At 67.0% G+C, this 26,409-nt stretch carries 22 protein-coding genes; 5 read left to right on the forward strand and 17 right to left on the reverse strand.

Features of this window, described 5'->3' with window-relative positions; all coding sequences use genetic code 11:
- The first annotated feature begins 5 nt into the window (after positions 1-5).
- From ACQY8B_RS01050 to ACQY8B_RS01065, 4 genes are all read left to right on the forward strand, one after another.
- Positions 6-3,098, forward strand: coding sequence for a glutamate ligase domain-containing protein (locus ACQY8B_RS01050; protein WP_422085005.1), 3,093 nt, complete (start codon positions 6-8; stop codon positions 3,096-3,098).
- A gap of 369 nt (positions 3,099-3,467) precedes the next feature.
- Positions 3,468-5,285, forward strand: coding sequence for a peptidase domain-containing ABC transporter (locus ACQY8B_RS01055; RefSeq protein ID WP_422085006.1), 1,818 nt, complete (start codon positions 3,468-3,470; stop codon positions 5,283-5,285).
- Between the two features lie 28 nt (positions 5,286-5,313).
- Positions 5,314-6,630: an HlyD family type I secretion periplasmic adaptor subunit gene (locus ACQY8B_RS01060; protein WP_422085007.1), complete on the forward strand. Its 1,317-nt coding sequence runs from the start codon at positions 5,314-5,316 to the stop codon at positions 6,628-6,630.
- Positions 6,631-6,641: 11 nt separating this feature from the next.
- Positions 6,642-8,213 (forward strand): TolC family protein, encoded by a 1,572-nt coding sequence (locus ACQY8B_RS01065; protein WP_422085008.1) that lies wholly within the window; start codon positions 6,642-6,644, stop codon positions 8,211-8,213.
- Positions 8,214-8,234: 21 nt separating this feature from the next.
- Here the strand turns inward: ACQY8B_RS01065 and ACQY8B_RS01070 are convergent, their stop codons facing one another.
- The 17 genes from ACQY8B_RS01070 to ACQY8B_RS01150 form a co-directional block, all read right to left on the reverse strand.
- Positions 8,235-9,662 (reverse strand): sigma 54-interacting transcriptional regulator, encoded by a 1,428-nt coding sequence (locus ACQY8B_RS01070; protein ID WP_422085009.1) that lies wholly within the window; start codon positions 9,660-9,662, stop codon positions 8,235-8,237.
- 48 nt (positions 9,663-9,710) lie between these two features.
- Positions 9,711-11,699, reverse strand: coding sequence for a TadG family pilus assembly protein (locus tag ACQY8B_RS01075; protein ID WP_422085010.1), 1,989 nt, complete (start codon positions 11,697-11,699; stop codon positions 9,711-9,713).
- An 82-nt stretch (positions 11,700-11,781) separates the two neighbouring features.
- Positions 11,782-12,246 carry a TadE/TadG family type IV pilus assembly protein gene (locus ACQY8B_RS01080; RefSeq protein WP_422085011.1) on the reverse strand — a complete coding sequence of 155 codons (465 nt, stop codon included), beginning with the start codon at positions 12,244-12,246 and terminating at the stop codon, positions 11,782-11,784.
- Positions 12,247-12,290: 44 nt separating this feature from the next.
- Positions 12,291-12,764 carry a TadE/TadG family type IV pilus assembly protein gene (locus ACQY8B_RS01085; protein WP_422085012.1) on the reverse strand — a complete coding sequence of 158 codons (474 nt, stop codon included), beginning with the start codon at positions 12,762-12,764 and terminating at the stop codon, positions 12,291-12,293.
- Between the two features lie 18 nt (positions 12,765-12,782).
- Entirely contained in the window at positions 12,783-13,181 is a 399-nt protein-coding gene (locus tag ACQY8B_RS01090; protein ID WP_422085013.1) for a DUF3613 domain-containing protein, read from the reverse strand.
- On the reverse strand, positions 13,178-14,113 hold the full coding sequence (locus tag ACQY8B_RS01095; protein WP_422085014.1) for a hypothetical protein: 936 nt from the start codon (positions 14,111-14,113) through the stop codon (positions 13,178-13,180). The genes ACQY8B_RS01090 and ACQY8B_RS01095 overlap by 4 nt, the downstream gene beginning before the upstream one ends.
- 47 nt (positions 14,114-14,160) lie before the next feature.
- Positions 14,161-15,123, reverse strand: a complete 963-nt coding sequence (locus tag ACQY8B_RS01100) for a type II secretion system F family protein (protein WP_422085015.1) — start codon at positions 15,121-15,123, stop codon at positions 14,161-14,163.
- A complete protein-coding gene (locus ACQY8B_RS01105; protein WP_422085016.1) occupies positions 15,120-16,118 on the reverse strand; it encodes a type II secretion system F family protein in 999 nt (332 codons plus the stop codon). The genes ACQY8B_RS01100 and ACQY8B_RS01105 overlap by 4 nt, the downstream gene beginning before the upstream one ends.
- Positions 16,111-17,424 carry a CpaF family protein gene (locus ACQY8B_RS01110; protein ID WP_422085017.1) on the reverse strand — a complete coding sequence of 438 codons (1,314 nt, stop codon included), beginning with the start codon at positions 17,422-17,424 and terminating at the stop codon, positions 16,111-16,113. The genes ACQY8B_RS01105 and ACQY8B_RS01110 overlap by 8 nt, the downstream gene beginning before the upstream one ends.
- A 4-nt stretch (positions 17,425-17,428) precedes the next feature.
- Positions 17,429-18,712 carry an AAA family ATPase gene (locus tag ACQY8B_RS01115; protein ID WP_422085018.1) on the reverse strand — a complete coding sequence of 428 codons (1,284 nt, stop codon included), beginning with the start codon at positions 18,710-18,712 and terminating at the stop codon, positions 17,429-17,431.
- A 40-nt stretch (positions 18,713-18,752) separates the two neighbouring features.
- Complete coding sequence (locus tag ACQY8B_RS01120) at positions 18,753-20,150, reverse strand: type II and III secretion system protein family protein (RefSeq protein ID WP_422085019.1); 1,398 nt, start codon at positions 20,148-20,150, stop codon at positions 18,753-18,755.
- Positions 20,151-20,189: 39 nt separating this feature from the next.
- Positions 20,190-21,197: a Flp pilus assembly protein CpaB gene (gene cpaB / locus ACQY8B_RS01125; RefSeq protein WP_422085020.1), complete on the reverse strand. Its 1,008-nt coding sequence runs from the start codon at positions 21,195-21,197 to the stop codon at positions 20,190-20,192.
- 81 nt (positions 21,198-21,278) lie between these two features.
- Positions 21,279-21,758: an A24 family peptidase gene (locus ACQY8B_RS01130; RefSeq protein WP_422085021.1), complete on the reverse strand. Its 480-nt coding sequence runs from the start codon at positions 21,756-21,758 to the stop codon at positions 21,279-21,281.
- A gap of 39 nt (positions 21,759-21,797) precedes the next feature.
- Complete coding sequence (locus tag ACQY8B_RS01135) at positions 21,798-21,986, reverse strand: Flp family type IVb pilin (RefSeq protein ID WP_422085022.1); 189 nt, start codon at positions 21,984-21,986, stop codon at positions 21,798-21,800.
- A 61-nt stretch (positions 21,987-22,047) separates the two neighbouring features.
- Entirely contained in the window at positions 22,048-22,233 is a 186-nt protein-coding gene (locus tag ACQY8B_RS01140) for a Flp family type IVb pilin (protein WP_422085023.1), read from the reverse strand.
- 414 nt (positions 22,234-22,647) lie between these two features.
- Positions 22,648-24,123 carry a L,D-transpeptidase family protein gene (locus ACQY8B_RS01145; protein ID WP_422085024.1) on the reverse strand — a complete coding sequence of 492 codons (1,476 nt, stop codon included), beginning with the start codon at positions 24,121-24,123 and terminating at the stop codon, positions 22,648-22,650.
- Positions 24,123-25,232, reverse strand: coding sequence for a tetratricopeptide repeat protein (locus ACQY8B_RS01150; RefSeq protein WP_422085025.1), 1,110 nt, complete (start codon positions 25,230-25,232; stop codon positions 24,123-24,125). The genes ACQY8B_RS01145 and ACQY8B_RS01150 overlap by 1 nt, the downstream gene beginning before the upstream one ends.
- 138 nt (positions 25,233-25,370) lie before the next feature.
- On the opposite strand from ACQY8B_RS01150, the gene ACQY8B_RS01155 reads away from it, so the two are divergent.
- Complete coding sequence (locus ACQY8B_RS01155) at positions 25,371-26,333, forward strand: LysR family transcriptional regulator (RefSeq protein ID WP_081269988.1); 963 nt, start codon at positions 25,371-25,373, stop codon at positions 26,331-26,333.
- Positions 26,334-26,409: the final 76 nt, after the last annotated feature.

Raw genomic sequence — 26,409 nt, forward strand, 5'->3', positions numbered from 1 at the left:
GCCGCATGATGTCTTTCCAGGATCAGCTCCACGCCTGCCACGAACGCCTGGTGTCGGTGTGCGCGGCATTGCCTGCCCCGTACCCGGCGTTCACGCTCTTCTTCTCGGTGAGCGACGGCGCGCAGCGTGCCCACGTGGTGCATGCGCGCGCCGCCGACTTCGAGACGGCATGGCGCGAGGGCGCGGAGTCCGTCGGGCGCTGGGTGCGCGAGCGCGGCATCGTGTCGCCGTGGCTGCGCATCGACTGGGTCGAGGGCGCGAGCCCGATGGAGTGGGTGCAGTTCAAGACGCAGCTCACCGCGGTCAAGCGCAACTACTTCCGCCTCGGCCTGGCTTTCGACCAGGACTTCGAGATCGCCTTCACCGAGCAGGAGCTCAATGCCAACGCCATGCTGTGCGGCGACTCGACCATCGCGCACTCGGTGGTGAACCCGCGCAACTTCGAGGTCTACGGCCTGGCCCGCTTCGAGCGCGCGCCGCCGCTGGACATGCCGGCCGAGCAGCCGGTCTACCTGCTCGCGATGGTGGGCGTGTTCTGCCAGCCCGACGGCGTGGTGCACAAGCTCGTCGGCACGGGGCTCGACGCGGGCCGCCGGCAGCTGCCGGCGCTCAACCCGCAATCGGTGCTCGACCTCGTGCGCAGCGGTTCGTCGTACCTCGCGCGGCAGGTGCAGAGCGACGGCCTGTTCGTGTACGGCTACTTCCCGTGCTTCGACCGGCGCATTCCGACCTACGACGCCATGCGCCATGCGAGCGCGGTCTACGCCATGCTCGAAGCATGGGAGCTCACGCGCGACGAGACCCTGCGCTCGGCCATCGACCGCGCGATCGACCACATGACCAGCTGGCTGATCCGCGACTACACGCTGGCCGACGGCCGCGCCGCGGCCTTCCTGGTGGACACCGGCGGCGAGATCAAGCTGGGCGGCAACGCGGCCTGCGTGCTCGCGCTCGTGAAGTACTGCGAGCTGATGGACACGCGCCACTGGCTGCCGCTCATCGACAAGCTCGCGCTCGGCATCGCGTCGCTGCAAGACCCGGAGACCGGCCGCTTCAACCACGTGCTGCATGCGACCGACCTCTCGGTCAAGCAGGCCTCGCGCATCATTTACTACGACGGCGAGGCGGTCTACGGCCTCATGCGCCTGTACAGCCTCACGCGCGACCCGCAGTGGCTGGCGGTGGTCGAAAAAGCCTTCGACTATTTCATCGCGGGCCAGCAATGGCAGTCGCACGACCACTGGCTGAGCTGCTGCGTCAACGAGCTCACGCACTGGAGCCCGCAGGAAAAATACTTTCGCTTCGGCCTGCAGAACGTGGCGGGGTACCTGGACTTCGTGCTCGACCGCAAGACCACGTTTCCGACGCTGCTCGAACTCATGCTGGCCGCGCAGCAGATGCTGCAGCGGCTCGAAGGCATGCCCGCGATGCGGCACCTGCTCGACGAGCTGGACACCGAGAAGTTCTACCGGGCGCTCGACTACCGCGCGCACTACCTGCTCAACGGTTTCTTCTGGCCCGAGATGGCGATGTACTTCCGCCGGCCGTCGACGGTGGTGGGGTCCTTCTTCATCCGGCATCACTCGTTCCGCGTGCGCATCGACGACGTCGAGCAGTACGTGTCGGGCTTCGTGGCCTACCACCGCTACCTGCTGGAGCGCCGCGCGCTGGCGGCGGCCAGCGGTGTGGGCGGCACCGGCGGCGGCGCGCGCGACGACGGCCCGGCCTGGACCGCGAGCGAGATGGCTCGCGTCACCGGCGGCGAGTGGGTCGTCAAGCCCGAGGACGGCTGGCGCGCCAGCGGCGTCACGCAGCGCTCCTTCATGCGCAAGGGCCGCGTGGTGTTCGACCACCAGACGCGCCCGTCGAAGACGCCGCTGGCGGCCGTCACGCTCAAGGGCGTGCTGCAGCCTGCCGCCGCCGTGCTGTGTACCGACCCCAAGCCGCACCTCGACAAGCGCGTGCCGGTGCTCAAGGTGCAGAACGTGCTGCAGTCGGTGCTGCTGCTGGGCGACCATGCGCGCTGCGAATTCACCGGCCGCGTGTGCGGCGTGCTCGGCAGCGGCGCCGGCAGCGGCACCGTCACCGCCATGCTGGCCGGCGCGCTCACCGTGTGGGGCGAGGTCGCGCAGCCTGAAGGCAACATCAGCCTGCCTTCAGGCATCGCCTGGAACATGACCTGCATGCCGCGGCACGCGGCCTACTGGGTGATGGAGATGGGTGCATCGCAGATGCCGGCCTCGGCGCAACTGGTGCGGCCCTCGCTCGTCGTCGTGACCGGGCTGTCGGCCGCGTCGCAAAAGCACCGTGGCCCTTCGGAAGCCGCTGCGCGGCTGGACAGCCGCATCTTCCAGGCAATGGCCCCTGGCGACAGCGTGGTGCTGAACCGCGACATGCCCGAGTTCGCGACCTTCGCCGACGCCGCCATGACGCAGCAACTGCAGATCGTGACCTGCGGCGAGCACAAGGACGCCGACGTGCGCCTGCTCGCCTTCGACCACGGCGAGGTGCAGGCGCTGGTGATGGGCGAGCCCTTCCAGCTGCGGCTCAATGCGCCGGGCCGCCATATGGGCGCGAGCGCCATCGCGGCGCTTGCCGCGCTGCAGGCGCTGCGCCTGCCGCTGGCCGCGGCGGTCGAGCCCTTTGCGCACTTCGAGCCGCCGGGCGGGCGCGGCGCGCTGCACACCATTCACATCGGCGGCGGCAGCTTCAAGCTGATCGACGAGACCTACGACGCCAACCCGAGCTCGATGCGCGCGGCGCTGGAGATGCTGTCGCAAGCCCCCTGCGAGCCGGCTCGCCGCGTGGCGATCCTCGGCGACATGCAGGAACTCGGCCCCGCCGCGCAGCGCCACCACCTCGACCTGGAGGCGGAACTGCTGGCCTCGCAGCCCGATCGCGTGCTGCTGTGCGGCCCGCTGATGCGGGCGCTGCACACGCGCATTCGCACCAAGGTGCGCTCGCACTGGTTCGTCGATGTGTCCGACCTGTCCACCGCGCTCGGCGGCCTCCTGCAACCGGGCGACTGGGTGCTGGCCAAGAGTTCGGCGGGCATCGGTCTTTCCCGGCTTGCCCGGGTCTTGAAAGCATTGCCATGAGATGGAACGCGTTATTGCATTCGCCCTACGAGCATGAGGCACTGGCAGCGCCACGACGCTGGTGGCTGGGCTGGCTCCAGCTGCTGTGCGCATGGGTGCTGTGCATGCTGTTGTGCGCCAACATCGCATTGGTGTTCGCAGAGGGTTTGCCCCATCAAACGAAAGCTGTCAGGTCAGGGAGTCCGGCCGGTTGCGCGGTAACGGGAAGCGCCGCGCAACCGGGACCGGAGCAGTCTGTGAAAGCCAAGCCGTCGAAGGTGCGCGTGCCTGTGTGCTGAGTCGCGTGGAGAGTGAATTTTTGCCTTGTAACAGCTGGGTAACAGTTGATAATGAGGCAGGCGTCATTGCACGACGGATCGGCTTTTTCCCATGATCAAGTTCCTCTTGCCCAGCCAGTTGGTTGCCGACACGCCAGACGAACCTGGTGCCAGTCCCTATGCGGGCGCGTTGCATGAAGCGTTTCGCGCGGCCTATCCGCTGGTCAAGGGCGCGGCGTGGCGCTCGCTCCCCATCAGCCTGTTCGGGCTGCTGCCTTCGATCTTCCTGCTGCAGGTGTATGACCGCGTGCTGTCGCGCAGCGGCACCTCGACGCTCGCCGCTCTGGTGAGCGGCATCTTCTTCTTCCTGTGCATCGAGTTCTGGCTGCGCACGCGGCGCTCGCGCCTGCTGCGCAACGCGGGCGCCATCATCGACCACGGCGTGTCGGGTGCATTGCTGAATTCGATGCTGTCGCGCCCGCTGCGCGCGCTGGAGTCGCGGCCCGCGTCGTCGTGGCAGCTGTACTTTCGCGACGTGGGTTCGGTGCGCGGCACCGTCACCGGCGGCCTCGCGCAATCGATCTTCGACCTGCCCATGGCCATCTTCGCGCTGATCGTGATCGGCATCGTCGCGCTGCCGGTGCTGCCGGTGGTGGCCGTGTTCCTGGCCATCATGTCCTTCCTGGCGTGGTGGTGGGCCGACGAAGTGCGCACCGGCCGTGTGGAAGAGGTGCAGCGCGGGCGCGGCCTGGACCGCATCACCTCCGAGATCTGCCATGCGCGCGAGACGCTGAAGACGCAGGCCAACGACGGTCCCACCATCGAGATGTGGCGCCAGACCTACAACGCCTGGCTCACCGAGAGCTTCACCAAGAACGGCCAGATCGAGACCGCGCGCGACGGCACCACCGTGCTGCTGACCGTGTTCTCGGTCATCGTCGTCACCGTGGGTGCGGTGTCGGTGATGGAGCAGTGGATGACGGTGGGCGGCCTGGTCGCTTCCAACATGCTGGCGCTCAAGGCACTGCAGCCGGTGGCCGGCCTGGTGTCGAACTGGCGCTCGCTGGCCACCGCGAAGGAAGCCGCCAAGCGGCTCGAAACCGTGCTGCGCGAGCCGGTCGAGAAGCCGCCCACGGGCATGGAACTGCCGCAGCCGCTGGGCCGCGTCACGCTGCGCGACGTGAGCTTCAGCTTCACGCAGAACGCGCAGCAGCAGGTGCTGGAGAACGTCGACCTCGACATCGGCCCCGGCGGGCTGCATGTGATCGTCGGACGCAACGGCGCGGGCAAGTCGACGCTGGTGAAGCTGGTGTCGGGCCTGTACACGCCCACGCGCGGCACCGTGAGCATCGGCGAATACGACCTCTCGCAGTTCGGCCGCGAAGAGCTGTCGCGCTGGATCAGCTATCTGTCGCAAGAGGTCTACTGGTTCGGCGGCGCGCTGGTCGACGTGATGCGGCGCGGCGCGCCGGGCCAGAGCGACGAGCAGATCGTCGCAGCCTGCAAGCTCTCCGGCGCGCACGACTTCATCTCGCGCCTGCCCGACGGCTACCGCACCGTGGTGGGCGAGGGCGGCACGGGCTTCTCCGTCGGTGAGCGGCGCAAGCTCGCGCTGGCCATGAGCTTCCTGCGCAAGCCCTCGGTGCTGGTGCTCGACGAGCCCAGCAACGACCTCGATTTCCAGAGCGAGCGCAACCTGCTCGCCACCATGCTCGCGGTGGCCAAGGTGCGCACCGTGGTGGTGGTCACGCATTCGCTGCGCATCGTCTCCGCGGCCACCGTGGTCTACCACGTGACCGGGCAGGGCAACGTCGAACAGGGCTCCGCGGCGGTGATGGTGCCCAAGCTGTTCGGCGTGAAGAAGCCGCTGGTGGCGGTGGGCGATACCGAAGACAGCGCGGGGGCCGCGGCCTCCCGCTCCATGGCGTGAACACGACGAGCGACGGGGGCCGCAAATTTTGAAATCAGACCTTCCGCAAATACTGCAGGACGAGCAGGACAAGCGCGCGGCCCAGACATCGCCGCAGGGACGACGGCGGCAATGGATCATCGGCGGGGCGGTCGCGGTGCTGGCACTGGTCGGCCTGGGCTTTCCCATGGAGACCGTGGTCGTCGCGCCGGGCCGCGTGATCCCTTCTGACCGCGTCAAGTCCATCCAGCATCTGGAAGGCGGCATCGTCAGCAACGTGCTGGTGAAGGAAGGCGACAAGGTCAAGACGGGCCAGCCGCTGGTGGAGATCGACTTGGGCGGCAGCGGCCTCAACCTCGAGGAACTCACGGCGCGCTACGCGGCCACGCAGGCCACGCGCGTGCGCCTCATGGCCGAGAGCCGGGGCCAGCCGCTGCGCCGCGATTCCTTTGCCAAGGACATCGACGAGGGCGTGTTCGAAGGCGAGACCGGCGCCTACCAGGCGCGCACGCTGGAGCAGCGCGGCGTCATGGCGGGCGCGGTGTCGGGGCTGGAGCAGGCGCGCAGCAAGAAGCTGGAACAGCAGGCCAAGGTCAAGGGCCTCGGCGACCGGCTCGAACTGATGCAGAAGGAACTCGAGATTTCCGAGCAACTGCTCAGCGAGAAGCTGGTGGGCCAGGTCGAGGTGCTGGAGAAGCGGCGCCAGGTCGAGAGCGTGCGCAGCGAACTCGCGGTGGCGCGGCAGGGCGTGGTCTCGGCCGACGCCGCCATCACCGAGGCGCAGGCCAAGATGGCCGAGGCGGAAGGCCGCTACAGGCGCCGCGCGTCGGACGAACTGGCCACCGTCGAGCGCCAGTTCGCAAGCCTGAGCGAAGACCTCGCACGGGCCCGCACGCAGCGCTCGCGCACGGTGGTGAAGGCGCCGTCGGACGGCATCGTCAAGGGCCTGCGCAACTCCAGCCCCGGCTGGGTGGTGAAGCCGGGCGAGTCGATTCTCGAAGTGGTGCCCGACGAAGACGAGATCATGGTCGAGGCGCGGCTCAACCCGAACGACCGCGGCTTCATCGAAGTGGGGCAGACGGCGCGCGTGAAGATCACCGCCTACGACTACCTGCGCTACGGCGCCGTCGACGGCAAGGTCAAGCTGGTGGCCGCCGACGCCGACCGCGACCCCGCCATCTCGAACGGCGCGCCTTACTACCGGCTGCTCATCAGCATGTCGCAGTCGCACGTGGGGCGCGACGAGAACCGCATCACCGCCGGCATGGAGTCGGAGGTCGACCTGCGGGTCGGCACCGATCCGTTCATCTGGTACATCCTGCGGCCCGTGCTCAAGCTGCGGCGCGAAGCCTTCCGCGAACCATGAGGAACGCACCCTTGAACAGCCGGCGCCGCACGGGCACCGGTGTGGTGTGCGCGGCGCTGTGCGCCAGCTTCGCGCTGCCGCCCGCCGCCTTCGCGCAGGAACAGCAACAACAGGAATCGCAGCAGGCGCCGCAGGAGCCGTCGTTGCCGCTCACGCTTGCGCGCCGCCTGTCCCCGCCGTCGCTGGGCGCGGCCAGCTATGCGCAGCAGGTGAAGCAGGCGTTGGTCGCGCTGTCCCAGGACTACCCCGAGGTGCAGACGGCCCAGGCCGCCGCCAACACCAGCAGCTACGGCGTCGATGCGGCCAAGCAGGCGCGCTACCCGCGCTTCAGTTTCGGCACGACATCGGGCAACTACAACAGCGGCGCGACCGGTGCCAAGACACAGGGCTACACCGTGCTCACCGCCCAGGCCCGCATGAGCCTGCTCGACGGCGGCGGCATGAGCGCCGCGCAGCGTGCCGCGGAGGCCGGCAACCAGGCCGACGACGAGGCCGTCGTCACCACCTCGCAGAAAGTGGTGCTCGACGCACTGACCGCCTACCTGCAGGTGCAGCGCTACGACCTGAAGAAGCAGATCGCGCACAAGGCCACCGAGGTGGTCGCCGAGCTCTCCAAGGCCGAAGCCCGCCGCGTCGCGCTGGGCGTGACAGGCGACAACGACCTCAACATGGCCGCGTCGCGCCGCGCGCTCGTGGCTGCACGCGAGTCCGACTTCGAGGCGCAGCGCGACGAGGCGATGGCCAAGTTCCGCAATTACTTCAAGTTCTCGCCCAACGCCGAGTCGCTGCCCGTGCTTGCCGCACCGCCGCAATGGCGTATCGGCTCGCAGGAAGAAGCGTTGCGCCGCGCCGAGGCGCGCAGCACCGAGATTGCCGAAGCCCAGGGCCGCATCGATCGCGCCAGGGCGCTGGCGGACCAGCAGGACGCGAGCCTGTATCCGACCCTCGACGCCGTCGTCGTCAAGACCAGGGACCCGAGCGACGTGACGCAGAACCCGACGCGCGCGGGCTTCGAACTCAACTGGAACTTCGGCAACGGCTTCGACCGGCAACTGCGGCTGAAGTCCGCGCTGGCCGAAGTGGCCAACCAGGAAGCCAAGCTCGAAGGCGTGAAGCTCAACCTGTTCGAGCTCACCTCCGCCTCATGGGCCCGCACCGTGTCGGGCCGCGAGCGCGAGCGGCAGCTGATGGAAGCCGTGAGCACGTCGGGCCAGGCCTTCCGCGGCCGCCGCCGTCTCATGGAATTCGGCCGCGAGACCCTGCCCAAGGTGCTCGACGCGCAACTCGACTACTACACGCTGCTGTTCGACTACATCGACGGCGTGTTCGACCTGCGCATCTCGGAGCTGCGCCTGGCGCGCACCACTGGCGAACTTCGCATCGACCCGGTGGGACCGAACGGATGGATCGACCGGCTCTTCGGCTCGCCGAGCCGGCCTGCGTTGACCGAGGACGGCCTGCTGGGCGCGCTGTGCATCTCCAGCAACACCGCATGCGCGAGCGAACCGGTGGTCGAGCGCGCCGCCGGCCCGGCAGGTGCGAACCCGCTGCTGCGCAAAGCCCCGCGCCTTTCGATCCCCTGACCGGCGTCGTGGCGGTGCCGCTCAGGCGTCTTCGGGGATGCCCGGTTCGCCGTCGAGGATCTGGTATTTGCGCATCTTCTCCCACAGCACCTTGCGGCTGATGCCCAGGTGCTGCGCGGTGTCCTGGCGCTTCCAGTCGTTGACCTCGAGCGCCGCGATGATGCGGTTGCGCTCGCTGCTGTTCCAGCCCTTGCGGTCGCTGCTGCCGTCGAGCCCGATCCCGCCGCCGCCACCCGCGCCGTTGCGGTCCGCCGAGATCGTCGGTGTCGGCGTGCCGCGCGTCAGCGCAATTGCGCGCTGGATCAGGTTCTGGTCCCAGCTGTGCAGCTGCCGCGCGATCACGCCCACGCGCTCCGCGAGGTTGCGCAGCTGGCGCACATTGCCCGGGAAGTAGGTCTCGGCCACCGCGTCGCTCAGCCAGTGCGGCGTTTCGCCGAGCGTCTCCAGCTCGTCGCCGAGCACGTTGCTCAGCAGGGCCTTGAAGATCGCGATCTTGTCGACCTCGCCGCGCTCCTCGAGGCTGGGCACATGAAGCTCGATCACCGCGAGCCGGTAGAAAAGGTCGGCGCGGAACTCGCCGCTCGCCACCATCTCGCGCAGGTTGCGGTTGGTCGCCGCCACCAGGCGGAAGTCGACGCGGACCGGCGACGTCGCGCCGAGGCGCGTCACCGCGTTGTCTTCGAGCACGCGCAGCAGCTTGACCTGCTGGTAGCGCGGCAGGTCGCCGATTTCGTCGAGGAACAGCGTGCCGCCCGTGGCTTGCTCGAAATAGCCGCGGTGCGCATGCACCGCGCCCGTGAAAGAGCCCTTCGTGTGGCCGAAGAACAGCGACTCGAACAGCCCGTCGGGAATCGCGCCGCAGTTCACCGCCACGAAAGCGCCCTTGCTGTAGTGCTGATGGCCCAGGTGCAGCTGCTGCGCGATGCGTTCCTTGCCCACGCCGGTTTCGCCGCGCACCAGCACGCTGTGGTCGCAATCGGCGAAGGCGTTCACCTCGGCCAGCAGCGACTTCATCGCGTCGGAATGCGCCACCAGCACATCGGGCGCCTGAGGCGCCACCTCGCGCGCGCGCAACTGCCGCACCAGCTTCGCGACCATCGTGCGCAGCTCGGCGCAGGTGAAGTCGTAGGGCAGCACGTGCAGGTACTCGGGCGGATAGGTCCGCGAGTCCCGCTCGCGCGAACCCGCCGCGACCCAGATCACCGGCATGCCCTGCAACAGCTCCGTCGCATGCGCCAGCCCGCCGCCGTCAATGACCGTGACGCTGATGATCGCCACCGAAGGCCGCAGCGCCACCCCGCGCTCGGGCGCCGGCGGCGGCAGCCCGTCGGCCCGGATCACCTCCACGTCGAAGCTCGCCATGCAACGCGCGATGCGGTCGAGGATGTCGGCTTTGCCCTCCCAGACAAAGAGGTCGAGTTCGTCGAAGTTGGCGGCGGGGGAATTCATCGGGGTTCGCAGTCTCTGTGTGCCGGAAGCATCGCGCGGCACTGTCTCTCAATACACCAGCATGGGCAGGGCTTTGCAGTCGAGCGACTTCAGGTTCACGTCGACTTGGCCAAGGTTGATGCCGAGCACGTTTTGCAGAAGGGGCGTCAGGACCGAGGCGCCGATGGCGTTGAGTAGGGGTTGTAGCAAGCCGGCCAGAAACGACACCGCGTTGGAGATAACGCCACCGCCAGTGCTGTTGCTTTGATCCGCAAGAGCGTCTCTGATCATGTTTTTGCAACCTTGCTCGCCTTGGCTGAACAAGCCAGTGCATTGATTCAACAGGCCAGAAACCAAACCGAGGACACCGTTGAGTAGCCCCGTCAGCAGGCCACTCTGCCCCGCATTTTGGTTGATGGTATTGATCGCGCTGTTGTAGCGCTGGCCCAAGCAGGTCAAGGTGCTCGCCGTGCAGATGCTCGCGGTGTTGTTCCAGAGCTGGTTAGTAAGACTGTCCAGGTCTGTCGGTAACGGCTGCGTGCCCGTCGGGGGCCGGCTTGCCGGGCCGAAGAGCACCTGTGTGAGCTGGGTCAGGAGGGTCGATACGAGCGTTCCCAACTGCAGGTTGTTGGCGGACGATGTGCCTGTTTCTCCTTGGGCAAGGACCAGCACCGAGTCCGGGCCGGCCAGTGAGTTGTTGAGGTTGATGGAGGTGTTCGCCTTGAGCAGCCCCAGAATATTAATGAGCTCCGTGGATTGCACCGTGTTGCAGGCATTCACGTTGGAATAAATATCCGCTTGTGCGACCTTCCCTACGCATGCATTGAGGATGCTGCTCTTGACAAGGAACTGCACACGATCCTGTCCGGTCGACGATTGAAGCGCGGGGGTGCACATGTCGGTGATCGTGCCCGTGCCCGTCACTGCGTCGAGCACGATGGGCAGATTGAGTTTGACCAGAGCCTCCAACACCGAGCCGAGCGGGCCGGCCGCGGTCGTCACTTGGATGTAGGTGCGCACCTGCGCGTTGTAGGCCGTGGCACCGATGCCGCCGATACCGATCGAGGGTGGCGATATCACTATCGCCTGGGCCGAGACCTTCGCCAGCGACAGAAGGTTGATGTTGAGGGAACTGATGTCGATGGCATGCTGCGCCGTCGCCACGCCGATCGAGGTGTAGAGCAGGTCGAGAGCGCTCACGCCGACGTTCAGCGCGCCGCTTCCGCTGCCAGCCGGCGAAATGATCTGCGCGAACAGCCCGCGCGGCCCGTTGGCCACCGAACCCAGTTGCACCATGAGGTTGGTGAGGCCGAGCTTGGCCTGGATGGCTTGCAGCAGAGCGATGTTGCTGCTGAGCAGGCTGTTCTGTCCGGCCAGCGTCACGACGGCATTGAGCAGGTCGCCCAGCGCCACGGAGCGGCCCGCGAGAAGGGTGTTCAGTTCGCCGACGCCTATGTCGGCGGCGACAGGAATGCCCAGCGCCGCCAGTAGGCCGCCCGGTGTGATCTTGGCCTGTGCCAATCCGTTGTAGCCGACCAGCGAGGTACCCGAGAGGTCTAGCCCGATGCCCTTGAGCAGGCGGCCGAGCGTTGAGTCGCCATTGACGGCGATGAGCGTGCTCCCCACCGAGAATTGGGCGAGCGGCGCGCTCAATGCCGCCACGGCGGTGACGGTTATGGCCCGGTTGCCCACGAAGAAGGACAGCAGCGTGGGTGAGTTACGCGTGAAGCTCACGCGCACCGCATTTGCCGGGCCTGTAGCAGCCGGCGTCTGGAAGCTGGTGTTTTGATCCCAGTAGCCGCACTGGATCTCGCCTTGCGCACCTAAGGGTGTGAGCCCGACCGGCATGTTGCGGCCGGTGTCGGAGCTCGACGCGCCGTTGGCATTCAATTGCGCCGCCGTGGTCGCCGCGGTGCAGCCGCTGCGGATCTGCTGTGCGCCGGCCAGCGCCGCGAGGTCTGCCGTCTTCTGAAACTCGCGCTTCATGAAGTACATGAAGCCGATTTCGGTGCCGATCAGCGTGATGATGATCAAGCTCAGGGCAATGGCCGTGTTCACGAGGATGGACCCACGCGCGCGAGCAGTGCTTTGTGCGCAGCGGCGATGGGAATGGACGAATGCGTGCATGACCAACGAGACCTCAAGATGACCTTAGCGCCGCGCTGGCCCGGCTTCTCAGTTGATCGGGCATCCAGCGGCTGCTGTCCAGCAACAGCATCGAGGGCAGCAGGCGGTTCGCGCTGTAGGGGTAGGTGACCGTGACGACGTAACGGATGTAGGCCCCGGGCGCGCTCGCCGTGCTGGGAGTGACGTCCACCGTGACCTGCGAGACGATCCAGCTGCGTCGGCTCGTCACGTTGCCGCTGGACGCGGCAGGCACGACCAGCGAATTGGCCAGCGAGTCGTACACCGCATCCTTGACCCGGGAGTCCTGGGCCGTTGGGGCGGGCGTCAGCAGGCCCACGGCGCGCGCGCCTTCTTCCGCGGCGCGGGTGACGGCCTGCTGCGTGTAGAGCACGGCGCCAAAGGTGGCCAGCCCATAGAGCACGCTGAACAGCACCACGAAGACCAGCGCGAACTCGGTAGCCGCTACACCACGCTGCAACGCGCGTGCATGCAACCGCAGGCTGGCGCTTGAGCGCCCGGCGTTCATGGCGATCTCCCGTCGAGCAGCATGGCAGCGCTGCCTACGATCTGGGACGGTACGGCGAATGCGGGCAATGGGGGGAGTAACTGCTGCAGATTGCTTGCTGTCACCGTTACAACCATCTGGCAGCGCGTGTCCCAGGTGGCGCCGCAAGTCGGGTTGGTGCAGTTGTTCCCCACCACGCCGCAGACCGTGGCGCTGACGTTGCGAGTGACGATGGGAGGCATCCAGCTGCTGCTCTGCGTCGCGGTGGTCTGGGCCTGTGCGGCACGCGCCGGCAAGGTGGACTGGTAGCGCAATGCGGCGCGTGCGCCGTCTTCGGCGGCGTTCTGCAGACCGAGGCGGAACGCGAACACCATGCCGTAGCTGATGATTCCGTAGAGCAGGGTGAAGAAGATAAGGAACACCAGCGCGAACTCGACCGCGTACGCGCCGCGCTGTTTGCGCGCGCCGGGTCGAAGTCGTGGGGTGTTCATGATCAAGCTTGCGCCTGGTTACTTGGGCGCGTCCGAGCCCGAACCGGAGCCGGAGCCTGAAGACGCCTTGACGATCGAACTCATGCGCTCCGGGATCGGGAACTCGAAGCTCTTCAGGTAACGCGCATAGCTGCGACTCGCCACGTCGCCGGCAATCGGACGTGGCGTGGGAGAGGCAATTTCGCCGCTGCGCTGCCATGCGAGCAGGCCACGTGTGGCGTCGCCGACCTGCAGCCGCTCGTAGACGACTTCTCCTGCCGCGTTCATTTCTTCCGGGCCGGCTTGTGCCGGGTGGGCGGCGGCCGGCGGTGCTTCCGTCTGGACAGGCTTCGCAGCCTCCTGTGCCACTGCAGCGGGCGCAGCGATCACCAACACGGCGGCCAGCAGGGCGAGGCGATGGGCGTGTTCTTTTTTCATTGGGTACCTTGTGGGGTGGAGTTCGGTGGCATCGACAGCGCGGAGTCGGCGACGGACGGGTTCAGCTGGCTGGCCGTTCGCAGGCCGCCCATGCTGGCCCAGCGCGACGCCTTGAGCATCAACGGGGGCGGTACGGTGTCGTCACGCACGGGCTGCGGAGTGCTCGCAAGCGGCCGCAGTGCGGTGACGACTGGCGCCGCGCCGGTAGCCGCGAGCGGCTGATTACCGCCTGCGCGCATCTGCTGCGCGGCCTCGCGCACGGCTGCGCGCGAGGCCGCGGGCATGCGGTTGACTTCCATCAAACGGTCTGCCTGCTCGCGCTGGCCGGTGACTTCAAGATAGAGCGCAAGGTTGGATTGGGCCTGCGTGCTGTCCGGTCGCAACTGCAACGCCTGCATCAACGGGAGCCGGGCTTCCTCGATCTGTCCGGCGCGCAGGCTGGCGTAGCCCAGGTCGCTGAGCAGGAGGGCATCGGTCGGTGTCTGGCGCCGCGCCTTTCCCAGGAACTGCACGGCCTCCGCGTAGCTGCCACGCGCGCCAGCCAGCAGGCCGAGGCCGCGGTAGCCGGCACTTTCCAGCGGTGTGCCGATCAGGCGCTTGTAGGCCTGCTCGCTCAACGCGGCCTGATCGGTCTGGCGCAAGGCATCGGCGCGCACGCGAGTGGATTCCGGCGACACGCCCCAGCGTTGCTCGAGCGCGTCGATATGCGCGAGCGATGCAAACCACAGGCCATCCTTCTGCATCTGCTCGACGAGCTTGAGGTAGGTGGCCTTGCTGTCGATGTTCGCGCTCGACTTGGTTTCCGCGGACGCCTCGGCGGCCGCGCGTTCCTGGGCGTTGGCGCTGGCGACATAGGACGAGGACGTGTCCTTGAGGAGGTTGCATCCGCTGACGAAAAGGGCCGAGGCCATGATCGCGCCAAAGGTGAGCATGCGAGCCGCGCGGTGCGAGCACGGGGGCATGGAGGGGTCAAAGTGAGTCATTTACTGATCGCTCCCAATGAACGGAATATCGCGATGAAGCCCGGACCCGCCGTGACGATGACCAGCGCCGGCAGCAGCGAAACCACCATGACGCCGGTCATCTTCACGGTGATCTTGCCGATGCGTTCCTTCATCTGCGAACGCCGGCTCTCCCGCAAGCGGTCGCTGAAAACGCGCAGCGGCTCCTGCACGGCGCCGCCGTGGCGGTCGACCTGTACCAGCAGCGAGACGAGGCCTCGCAGGTTCTCGTTCTTGTGCAGCGTTGCCAGGCGATGCAAGGAGTGCTCGCGGGTGCGACCCTGGCTGTACTGCGCATTGGCGATACCCAACTCGTAGCCCAGCACATGAAGCACGTGAGAAAAATCAGTCGCCATGATCTGCAGGCTCTGGTCGAGGCTGAGGCCGACGCCCTGCAGCAGGCGCAGCAGGTCGATGAAAAGTGGCAGCTCCCGGGCTGCTCGCTCGCGGCGGCCGGCGGCGAAGCGGCCGAGCACCCACTTGGGCGCCATGAACCCAAGCACGGCGCAGGCCGCCAGTACGGTGACGATGGTGCCCTGCTCGTGCCCGCTGCTCCAGAGCAGGTAGGCCAGCAGCGGAAAAATAAAGGCCAGGCTGATGCGGGTTACCAGGAAGATCAGCTGCGTTCGCTTCGACGGCAGGCCGCATTGGTCGATGAGGTTGCGGTCTTCATCCGCCACGAATGCTCGTCCGAGCCTTGAGTCCAGCCAATGGAAGGGCAGGTCGAGTTCGGGTTTGAATGCGCCCTCGGCTTGCGCCTCGGCTGTCGTCACGGACTGCGATCCCGGCGTGAGCGCAGCCTGCCGGATGGCGCGACCGATGACCTGGCCGCTGCGCGCGCGACGGAGTTCGGCCGCGATCAGCGCGCCGGCGCCGACGATCAAGCCCAGCGCTAGCAGCACGAGGCTGAAGATGGCCAGTTGGTTGGAGGTGAACGTCATGCCAACCTCGCCAGACGGTAGAGAAGCGCTGCGCCCACCACTTGCAGGGTTGCGGAGGAATAAATAAGGATGCGCCCCGTCTCGTCATTCCACATTCCCATGAAGTAGCCGGGGTTGGTGACGATCAGGAAGCCGCCCACGCCGATCGGCAGCAGGCCCAGGATCCATGCCGACAGGCGCGTCTCCGCGGACATTGCATTCAGTTCCTGCTCCGCCTGTTCGCGGTCGCGCATGAAGTTGCCCACGCGCTCGAGCAACAGGTCGGCGCGACCGCCGTAGCGCACGCCAAGACCGAGGATGGATGCCAGCAGGAACATTTCCTCGATGCGCACGTTGGTGGCGGTCTGGTGCAGCGCGCGGTCGAGGTCCACGCCTGCGCGGACCAGCGCGGCCGAGCGTTCCAGATGGCCGCGCAGCGGGGCTTCCGTGGTGGCAATTGCAAGCTGGAAGGCCGCTTGCGTGGAGTTGCCGATCGTGATGAGGCGAACCATCGCGTCGATGTAGCCCGGCAGCTGGTTGACCAGCTTGCGGCGAAACTTCTGCAGCCGCCACCACAACAAGAAGCTGCCGGTGAGCAGCAGCACGAAAAGAATGCTTGCCGCCGCCAGCCAGCCGACCAGTACGCCCACCAATATGCTGAGCACGACGGCGGCCGCCAGTGCGAGCGCGATGGTGCGCGGCTCGACGACGCCTACCAGCCAGCCTGGCATTGCCCGCTCCAGCAGGCTGACATGCGCGGCTTCGGTGGTCGCGGGGCCGGTGTCGAGCCACGGGTCCGTCGTCAAGGTCGACGACATTCCTTCTCCCGGAAGCTCCCTGTCCCTCACTGGCATCGGTATCGGCGTGGTCGCCGTGCTGGTCGCGAGGATCTGCTGGCTCAGGTGCCGCTCGGTGGCCAGCCGCACCTGCCTGTTCTTCGCCCACTGCCACAGCATGAGCCCCGCCGCCGCCATCAGCAGCGCGATGCACGCCACGACGAGCAGGGCTTCACGCACGGTTGTCTCCATGCGCGCGCGACATCGACTGGCGGAAGCGCGTGATCTTGGGCGAGTGAGGCGCGATGCCCAGCGACACCCAGCGGTCGCGTTCCTCGCCATCGGGCGAGACGACCGGCTCGTAGCGGTACAGCTCCTGCATCGCGACCACGTTGTCGTTGACGCCCGTGACCTCGCTCAGCGAAATGATGCGGCGCTGGCCGCCCGACAGGCGCCCGATCTGAACGATGAAATCGATGGCGTTGGCGATCTGCCGGCGCAGGCTCACCTCGCTGCCCTGGTAGCCCGCGAAGCCCGCGAGCATTTCGAGGCGGTAGAGGCATTCGCGCGGCGAGCTGGCGTGGATGGTGCCCATCGAGCCTTCGTGGCCGGTGTTCATGGCCTGCATCATCTCGATGACCTCGGCACCGCGCACTTCGCCAACGATGATGCGGTCGGGCCGCATGCGCAGGCTGTTGCGCAGCAGGTCGCGGATCGACACCACGCCTGTGCCGTCGAAGCCGCCGGGGCGGCTTTCGAGCCGCACCACGTGGCTGGTGCCCAGCGAGAGTTCGGCCGTGTCCTCGATGGTGATGACGCGTTCGCGCGCGGGGATGTAGCTCGCGAGCGCATTCAGCAGCGAGGTCTTGCCCGAGCTGGTGCCGCCGCTCACGAGGATGTTGCAGCGCGCGCGCACCGCAATCTCGAGCAACTGCGCCATGCCGGCGTCGAAGGTGCCGAGCTTCACCAGGTCCATCGGCGTGAGCGGTTCCTTGCGGAACTTGCGGATCGACACAGAGAGGCCGTCGATGGCCAGCGGCTCGATGATCACGTTGATGCGGCCGCCGTCGGGCAGGCGCGCGTCGACCATCGGGTTCGACTCGTCAAGCCGGCGGCCCAGCGGCGCGAGGATGCGGCGCACGATGCGCATCACATGCTCCGAGTCGGCGAAGCGCACCGTCTCGCGTTCCAGCATGCCGTGGCGCGACACGTAGACGTTCTGGTAGCCGTTGATCAGGATGTCTTCCACGGCAGGGTCGTTGAGCAGGTCTTCCAGCGGCCCGAAGCCCGCGAGCTCCTTGGTCAGCGCGTCGGAGATGAGCTGCATCTCGCGGTCGTTGATCGGCACGCGGCGCAGCCGCACGAAGCTGTCGACCTCCAGTTCGACGAACTGCTGGATCGAGGCGCGCGACCAGCGGCCGAACTCCGCGCCCAGCTCCTCGATGCGGCTGAGCAGGTGGTCGTGCGTCCAGCTCTTGATGTCCTGGAACTGCTGGGAGTTGATGAACGCCTGGTCGTCGTCGGCGAATTCGATATCTGTGGACATGGGTTCAGCCTTCGTGTGAACTCTTCCAGAGGCCGGTGACTTGCGACATGAGCGCAACCCAGCGTGGATCCTTGGCCGGAGGTTGGCCCGTGGCAGACATGTATTCCTGGTGCAGGCTGCGGGCCAGGCCCGTCACCGCCTGCGCGTAGGGGTCGCTGCGCGAGGTGCGCACCAGCATTTCTCCGCGGCTCGCGGCCGCCATCAGCTGCGCGCTGCGCGAAGGCAGCACGTGGCGCAGCGGCAGCTCGAGCCGTTCGGCGATGTCCTTGGCCGTGAGGCCGACATGGCTGTCGAACTTGTTGACTACCAGGGAGAGGCGTTCGGTCTCGACGTTGCGCGCGCGCAGTTCCTTGAGCATGTTGGCGGTGGACACGATGCCGCCGATGCTCTGGTCGCACACGACCCACGCCTGCTGTGCCTCGCGCACCGTCTGCGCCATGAAGTCTATGGTCGAGAAGCCGCCGAGGTCGGCGACCTGGAAGTCGAAGAAGTCGGCCAGCCGCTTGATCAGCGCGACGGAGTCGGCATGCGAGATCTCGCGCACCTGCGCGAGGCTCGCGGGCAGCGGCAGGATGGCCACGCCGCTGGTGTGGTGCGCCAGCGCCGTGTGCAGCAGGGTCTGGTCGAGCCGGCGCAGGTTGCGCACGCCGTCGACGAAGCTGAAGCCGCTTTGCGTGTCGAGGTAGAGCAGGCCGTCGCGTGCCGGCAGGCCCAGGTCGAGCAGCGCAACGCCGTGCCTGGAGCTGCGGCCCGGCGGGCGCGCGGGTGCCTGCGCGAGCTGGTCGTGCAGCGTGAGGGCCAGGCTGGTTGCCAGCGTGGTCACGCCGAGTCCCGCACGCGCGCCAAGCAATGCCAGCGTGCTGCCGCGTGTGCCGCCTTGCAGGGTGCTGCGGCGGTCGAGCAGGGCGCGCAGCGTCGTTACCGCATCGGTGGGCGGTGCGGCCATGTCGATGAAGTCGTCCACCCCCGCGCGCAAGGCAGAGAGCATGGCGGCGGGTTCGGCCGAAACACCGGTCGCCAGCACCGGAAGCGTCGGCCAGTCGCGCTTCAGGCGCTGGTGGAGCTGGATGGCGTTGGCGCCCTGGTCGGGCGAGAAATCGATGAACACCGCCACCGGCCCGAGCAGGGCGATGCGCTCGTCGATCGACTTGGTGTCCGGCGCGAGGATCACCACCGACCCCAGCGTGCCGAGCGCATCGGTAAGCCACGTGATGTGGCTGCCATTGCTCGACGCGAACAGGTAGGTCTCGCTGCCTGTCTCGGGAATGCTGTCGCGTGGAGCGTTCATGGGGCCTGCCTGCTGCGATGCATGGTCCGCGTCATCGTGCTCAGCGGGAGAAGCCGGGAACCGGCGTATCGATCAAGCCGCCGAGGAAGTACGAGCGCCACACCGCACCGTCGCGTTGTTCGGCGCCGCCGGGCAGGTACGGTGCGAGGTCGGTGCCGCGCGCAATGGGCTTCACCAGGTGCGGCGTGACCAGGATCACCAACTCCTTCTCGCTCATCTGGTAGTTGTTCTTGCTGAAGAAGGTGCCGATGATCGGCAGGTCGCCGAGCAGTGGCACCTTGCTGGCGTTCGAGGAGGTGGTGCGGCTGACGAGGCCGCCGATGATGAAACTCTCGCCGTCACCCAGTTCCACCGTGGTGTCGGCGCGGCGCGTGGTGATGGCGGGCACGGCGATGCCGTTCAGGTTGAGTGCGTTCGTGTAGTCCAGGTCGCTGGCCTCGGGCGCGACCTTGAGCACGATGCGTTCATTGGAAAGCACGGTCGGTGTCAGCGTGAGGCCGATGCCGAAAGGCTTGTATTCGATGCTCGTGGTGCCCAGTCCCTGCGGCACGGGAATCGGCAACTCGCCGCCGGCCAGGAAGCTGGCGCTCTGGCCCGACAGAGCCACCAGCGTGGGCTCGGCAAGCACCCGGGCCATGCCGTTGCCTTCGAGGAAGCCGACGTTCAAGCCGATGCCGGCCTTGCTGAAGTTGAAGAGCAGGTCGAAGGCCTGCGCCAGCGGGTTGTTGTATGTGCCAGTAATCTGGCCATTGGCGGCGAAGCTTGCGGACGAGAGGGAGGACGGCGAGAAAACGCCGAAGCTGAATCCGCTCGAATTCGGGCGGGTGCTGAAGATGTTCAGCCCTGCCTGCTTGAGCACGCTGCGGTTGAATTCCACCACCTTGACTTCGACCTGCACCGTGCTGCTGCGCACGTTCACCACCGAGCGGTCGATCAGCTCCGTCTTTTCAGGGGTGCTGGCCAGTGCGGTCTCTCGTGCGGCCTGGTGCGTGATCATGTTGTCCATGGTGCCGGTGAGCGTGGACGAACGGCGCCGCACTTCAATGGGGTAGGTGGTGGCGACGGTGCTGCCCTTTTCCCAGACCATCAGCGAGGTGCGCCCCGCGGCCTTGCCGGTCACGATCAGCCGTGCCGCGGCAGAGCTCGGTGTCTTGCGGGTGATGGTGACGTTGGCCACGGCCTCGTCGCCGATCGCCATGCGGTCGATGCCCTTGTCGAGCAGCAGCTCTTTCTGCGTACCGGCATCGAGGACGAGTGCCCGCTGCACTGGCTGCTGCATTGCGGTCTGTGCATCGGCGGCGGTGGATGCCAGCGGCCAGACGGCTTGCGTCATCGCGCACAGGGCGACCAGGGACGGGCGCAGCAGCCACGATGAAACCTGGACGGGGCTGCTGCTGGTAGCGGCTCGGGTCGATTGCGCGCGAGGCGTGTGGTGCATGTGTTCTTCCTGGAAGGCGGGTATCTGCTGGCTGTTCGATCAGTAGTTCACGGTTTCGCTGCGCTCGCCGCGAATCACTTCGACCTGGAGGCCGCCGCGCGTGCCAGTACCTGTCGCGGCGCGCCGGCTGGTGGTGGCGGCGACCGCGCGCGCTTCGACGGCCGCGGGCTTGACGCTCGACCCCTTGCCGCCGGTGGACAGGTCGAGAGCGGTCAGGCCGGCCTGTGCGAGATCGAGTCCTTCGAGTGGCGCGCGGCGCGCCTCGCCCGCCTTGGACGACACAGGTTGCAATGCGGTGGGAAGTTCGGCAAAGAGCTTCGGGTCCGGCTGCGACATGTCCGTGGGATTGCGCAGTGCCAGCATCAGTCGGCCGCTGGCGTCGCCGATGGTCAGCTGGTTCACCTCGTCCACCGACACCGCCAGCACGGCGGTGCGCGCCATCTCGTTGCGCTGGGCCTGCTGGGCGGCCGCCTTGTCGGGTGCCTTGGACGGCATGCCATCGACGGATGCGCTGCCGAAGGCCAGCACGCGCTTGCGGGAGAGCAGCAGGCGCGCCTGGCTGCGGTCGACGTCCTTGCCGTCCGACTTGAGCGTGATGAACACGTCGACGAAGTCGCCGGGCTGGATCTTGTTGCCCGCGCCCATGATCTCGTCGGTCTTGATCGCGACCGCGCGCTCGCCTTCCGCGACGCGCAGCGCAAGGCCGGAGACGAGCTGGTTTTCCGTCAGCGGAGTGCCTTCGGCGAGATCGATCACCGGCACGCGGCCGGCCGCCACGGATGCGTCCTGGAATGCGCCCGCCGGGTTGATCGTCAGGCGCTCCACGCGCAGTGCATCCGCGGGAATCGCCTCGCCCGCGGGCAGTGTCTTGGCTGCCACGACGACCGGGTAGACCAGCACCTCCTTGGCCTTGGTGGGGGCTGCGGCGGGGCCCGTGGCCGCTGCGACGGGAGCGGGTGCCTGGCGGCTCAGCATCCAGGCGTAGCCACCGAGTGCGATGGCCAGGAGCACGAGGATGGCGGCGAGGATCTTGGTGAGGTTGATCATGGGCGGCGGATGAAGATATGGGGGCAAGCGATCATGGGATTGGAGGAATGAAGGGCCTGCTGTGACAGAGGCAGGTGACTGCTAACCCTGTCGCCCCCAGACCATCCAGGCCGCGGTGGCCAAAGAGAGATAGGCCGCGTAAGGAACGATGCGCCTGCGCGCCGTTGCGGGCGCTGCGCCGTTGCTGGCCGCCGACGAGCGCCCCAGCAACATCAGCGACAGCCGCGGTGCCACGGGCCAACGCTGCAGCGCGAGCCAGAGCGCGCTGTGAAGGCCTGCCAGCAGGCTGGCCACGACCCAGATCGGCAGCAATGCCTGCAGGCCCACCCAGAGTCCGAGCGCGCCTGCGAATTTCACGTCGCCAGCTCCCATGAGGCCAACGGCGTACAGGAGCAGCAAGGCGCCGAAGCCGACGGCCGCTCCCGTGAGTGCGGTGGACCATTCGATGCCGAAGGGCTGCATCCCGAGGGCGAGTGCGGCAAGCGCCACTGCGGCGCCGGCAAGCACGAGCCAGTTGGGGACGCGGCGTTGACGGAAGTCATAGACGGCGACGAACAGCAACCACAGCAGACACGCCAATCGCATTGCTTGGTCGGACGCTCAGCTCGCTGCGGGGATGACCAGCTTGGTGTTGATGCTGTTGAAGACAGCAGCGAGCTTGGCGCCGAGGCCGGTGCTTCCCGAGAGGGCCCCAACGATGGCGATGGAGATCAGCCCGGCAATGATTCCGTACTCGATGGCGGTAGCGCCTTCTTCGTCACGGAGGAAGCGGGTAATTGCATTGGTCATGATGAACCTTTCAGAAAGTGTTAGCGGAAATGGCTGAGAAGAGCGCTGCGGCGAAATTGCACTAGCTGGTGGCAGTCGTGAGATAACCGGTGATCGTGGTGAAGACAGTGGAAAGCTTCGCGCCAAGGCCGGTGGTCCCCGAGAGAGCCCCAACGATGGCAATTGAAATGAGGCCCGCAATAATTCCGTACTCAATTGCGGTCGCACCCTCCTCATCCTTTAAAAAACGAGTAATTAGGCTATGCATGATTTACCCCTTTCCGGAAGTGTTAACAAAGGCTGTCGAGGTGGATGTTATACAGAGTAACTCCGTGTATCAACAAGAGAAACCCGCAAGACTCGCACTCGGCTGTGCTAGCCAAAAGGTGTAAGCAGGATGGCGGCCAGCTCCTCTCCAGCCGGGTCCCGGGGAAGGACGATCGGCCGGGTAACACTTTGAAAATCTATTTTTCCCTCTGACGGCCACGTGCGACCTCCCATGAAGTGGGGAGGGGAACGTTACGGCGCCGGGAACGCGCGAAAGGGTTACGTTACGGGTACAAACCCGTTACGCGTTACGTAGCACGGGGCCGCAAAGCACTATTTGTAACGCTGAAAAAAGGCGGAAAGCGTGAGCAAAATGTCACGGCTCAGAGGCCGTGACCGCGTCGCCAGCAGGGGATCAGCCCAGGATTTCTTCGTGGAAGAGCTTCCACTCGCTGCCTTGGCGCAGCCAGTACTGGCGCCGCGAGCGCCCGCTCTTCTCGCCTTCGAACACTTCCCCGAAGGTAACAACCATCGTGTCGTCACCGTCCCGCCAGTGGAGGTACGACATGTCCTTGAGCTGCACGCGCTTGCCCTGCGCGTATTTCACTTCGTCGTCGACCACCGAAATGCCTTCGGTGGACTTCTTGCTGATGCGCTGGAAATCAGGCAAATAGAATTTCTTCAATTGCGCTTCATTTCCATTGGCCCGCGCATCTTTCCAGCCATTGATTGCGCTGGAAATGGATTGCGATTCTTTTTCGGCCTGCGGCTGCGAAATCCATTGCAGGCTGCGCGCGGTGACCACCGGCGTTGCGCCGATTTGCACTTTTCGCAAAAGCTGCTTCAAGTCGGGGTTAGCCATGACCACGCAGCCGTCGCTGGCCAGCGGCGCCCGTGCGAACTGCTGGGGCGGGGTACCGTGCAGCCAGATGCCGCCGCCGGTCTTGCCGCGCCGCACGTCGTACGGGTTGGGGTAATTGATGGGCAGGGCGCCCGCGCCGTAGAAGTCCTTGAGCGACTTCGGGTCGAGGCTGCTGGTGATGTAGTACACGCCCAGCGGGGTACGGGCATCGCCTTCGGTGGCCTTGTCGGTGCCCGACTTGCCGACCGAGATGTAGTAGTCGGCCGTGAGCTTCAGGCCCTTGTCGCTGTTCTCGAACAGGTACAGGCGCGAGCGCGAGGCATCGACGGCAATGGCGTAGCGGCTGCGCGTGGAGAGCGCCAGGAACTGCGACGGCACGGTGTTGGCCGGCGGCCGCTCGCGCAGGGCCTGCAGGCGGCGGCGTGATTCTTCGTGCAGTTCGGCCATGGCCGGGTTGCCACGCATCTTGGCGATGCTGGCGGTGTCGGGCAGGCTGTTCGACGGGGGCACCTGGGCTGCGAGCAGGTCGCCGTAGACGAGCTGCGCGAGCTGGAAATTCGGGTAGTCGCGCACCAGGTCGCGGGCCTTGGCGAGCGCGGGGCGGGCCTGGCCGCGGCCGAACATCTCGTAGACGGCGATCAGGCGGGCCTCGGCGTTGCTGGCTTCTTGGATGGGCGCCGCGGCGCGCGCCGGCCTGCGGGCGGGCTTGGCGGCGGCGGCCTTGGTTTCGGCCACCGCGGCCTTCCTGCCGCCCTTGGCTTCCTTCGCCTCCTTGGCGGAAGCACGTGCACCGTGCGCGGCGGAAGCGCGGCTGCTGCCACTGCTGCTCGCGGCCTTGGTCTTTGACTTGGAAGTGCTGTTGCCGCTACTGGATTTCGCGTTGCTCTGCTTGGCCGCAGCCGATGCCTGCGCGGCACCCGGTGCCGCGAGCATCAGCGCCGACGCGGCCATCAGCGCTGCCAGCAGGTGTCCGCTGCGCGGACGGAACGGGGGATTCTGAAGCCGGCCGTGCCGGACGATGTCTGTCACTAGCCGCCGACGCTTTCCTTGCGAATGTGCCACTGGTTGCCGGAGCGCTGCATGTCCAGCGTCTTGCGGCTGGAGACGTTGAGGTTGTCGGCGCGGTAGATCTGGCGGAACTTGGCCGTGGCGTTGTCGCCGTCGACCTTGATGACCAGGTTCTCGATGTTCACGCTGATGCTGGACTTGCCGACGATGCGGGCGCGGCGGTCCTGCTCCCAGCTCTTGCGGCTCTGGCCGCCGCCGGGTGTGAAGTCGCTGCCGTAGGCGGCGAGGTAGCGGTCCATGTCCTGGCTGGCCCAGGCCGAAGCCCAGGCGCGCACGGCCGATTCGACCTCGGCATTGGAGGCCGGGCTTGCGGCCGGTGCGGGTGCTGGCGCAGGGGCAGGCGCTGCTTCCGGCGCCTTGGGCGCGGCAGCCACCGGTGCGGGCGCGGCCGCGACCTTGGCGGGCGGCGGCGCGGCGGGTGCTGGGGCCGGTGCAGCGGCCTTCACCGCCGGAGCTGGCGCCGGGGCAGGCACCGGCGCAGCCGACGCGACCAGCGTGCCCGACTTGCCGCCCGCCAGTGCAGGCGTCGGCGTGAAGAGGGTGCGGATCACCGCCAGCTTGGGCTGCACGGCCGTGTTGTTCTGGTCGAGCTGCAGTGCCTTGCTGTAGGCCTGGCTCGCAAGCCGCGCATACACGTCGCCGAGGTTTTCCTGGGCGGTGGCGTAGCTGGGGTTGGTGCGGATCGCGCTTTCGAGCGCGGCGCGCGCCTTGTCGAACTGGTTCTGGCTTGCGTAGATCACGGCCAGGTTGTTGAACGGCTCGGGCAGCTCGGGTGCGTCCTGCGTGAGCTGCGTGAAGGCGGCGATGGCCTCGGCGCGCTTGCCGGTGTCGAGCTGGATCACGCCCTTGAGGAAGCGCATCTGCGGATCGCGCGGCTTGTCCTTGAGGAAGGCGTCGGCCTTCGTCATGGCTTCGTCGAGCTTGCCGGCCTGCATGAGCTTGTCGACTTCCTCATGTTCGACGGCGGACAGCGCGGGGAGCGCCACGCCACAGGTCGCAGCGGCCAGGAAGAGGGCGCGCACGGTGGGGGAGAAGCTGAAACGGGCGCGTGGCCGGGGGCTCTTGGGCATTGCGGACAAGACCTCGTAGGGGTGGGTGATGCGGCAGGGATTGTAAGTGGGGCAGGTAACCCCCCGATACAGGCCTGACGGTCTTTCGAAGCCTTTCAGGTTTGCCCGCAACAGACGGCTCCGCAGTACAGTGCCGCCGTGGACCGCCTCCAAAGCATTGAAACTTTCGTTCGTGTCGCGCAGACCCAGAGCTTCGCGGAAGCGGCTCGGCAACTGCGGGTGGCCAATTCGGTGGTGACCACGCGCGTCAAGCAGCTAGAGGAATTCCTGGGGGCGCCGCTGTTCCACCGCAGCACGCGCGTGGTGCGGCTCAGCGACATGGGCCAGGCCTTCCTGCGCGACTGCACCGAGCTGGTCGTGCGTGCCGACAACATCGTCGACCAGATGCGCGACGCGCGCGGCACGCCTTCGGGCACGCTGCGCGTGCATGCGCTGACCGGCATGGTGCTGGGCCGCTTCGCCTCGCTGCTGCGCGAGTTCCAGACCACCTACCCCGACATCCACCTCGAACTGATCGTGAGCGACGCGGTGGCCGACCCGGTCAAGGCCGGCGTCGACTGCGCGCTGCAGATTTTTCCGGCGGCCTCGCAGGAACTGGTGTCGCGCCCGCTCTTCCCGGTGCGGCGCGTGCTCTGCGCCACGCCCGCCTACCTGGAGGCCCACGGCACGCCCGCCACCCCGCGCGAGCTGCACCGGCACAAGCTGGGCCTGTATTCGGGCTATCCCACGCGCGACCGCTGGACCTTTCATCACAACGGCGAGCAGACCACCATCTACCTCGCCGCCGCGCTGCTGACCAACAGCGTGCACCTGCTGCGCGAATATGCGCTGGAGCATGCCGGCATCGTCTGCCTGCCGACGCTGGTGGCGGGCGACGCCATCGCCCGGGGCGACCTGCAGGTGGTGCTGGCCGAGCACCAGCTGTCGTCTTTCTCGCTGAGCGCGGTGTATGCGGGCACCTCGCGCAATGCGCTGAAGCTGCGCCTGTTCATCGAGCACATCGCCACGCGCTTCACCCGCGTGCCGCCGTGGGACGCCACGCTGATCGAGCGCGGCCTCATTCCTGCCGAACTGATCGAGTTCAGCCGCTCCAGCGGATAGCGCACGAACAGGGGTAAACCCGGCTGATTATTCGGAGTCTCCGAATAATCCTCTCCCAATCTGCTCCCTACCGGGG

The sequence above is a fragment of the Variovorax sp. genome, assembly GCF_965279555.1.
Classification (GTDB): Bacteria; Pseudomonadota; Gammaproteobacteria; order Burkholderiales; family Burkholderiaceae_C; genus Variovorax.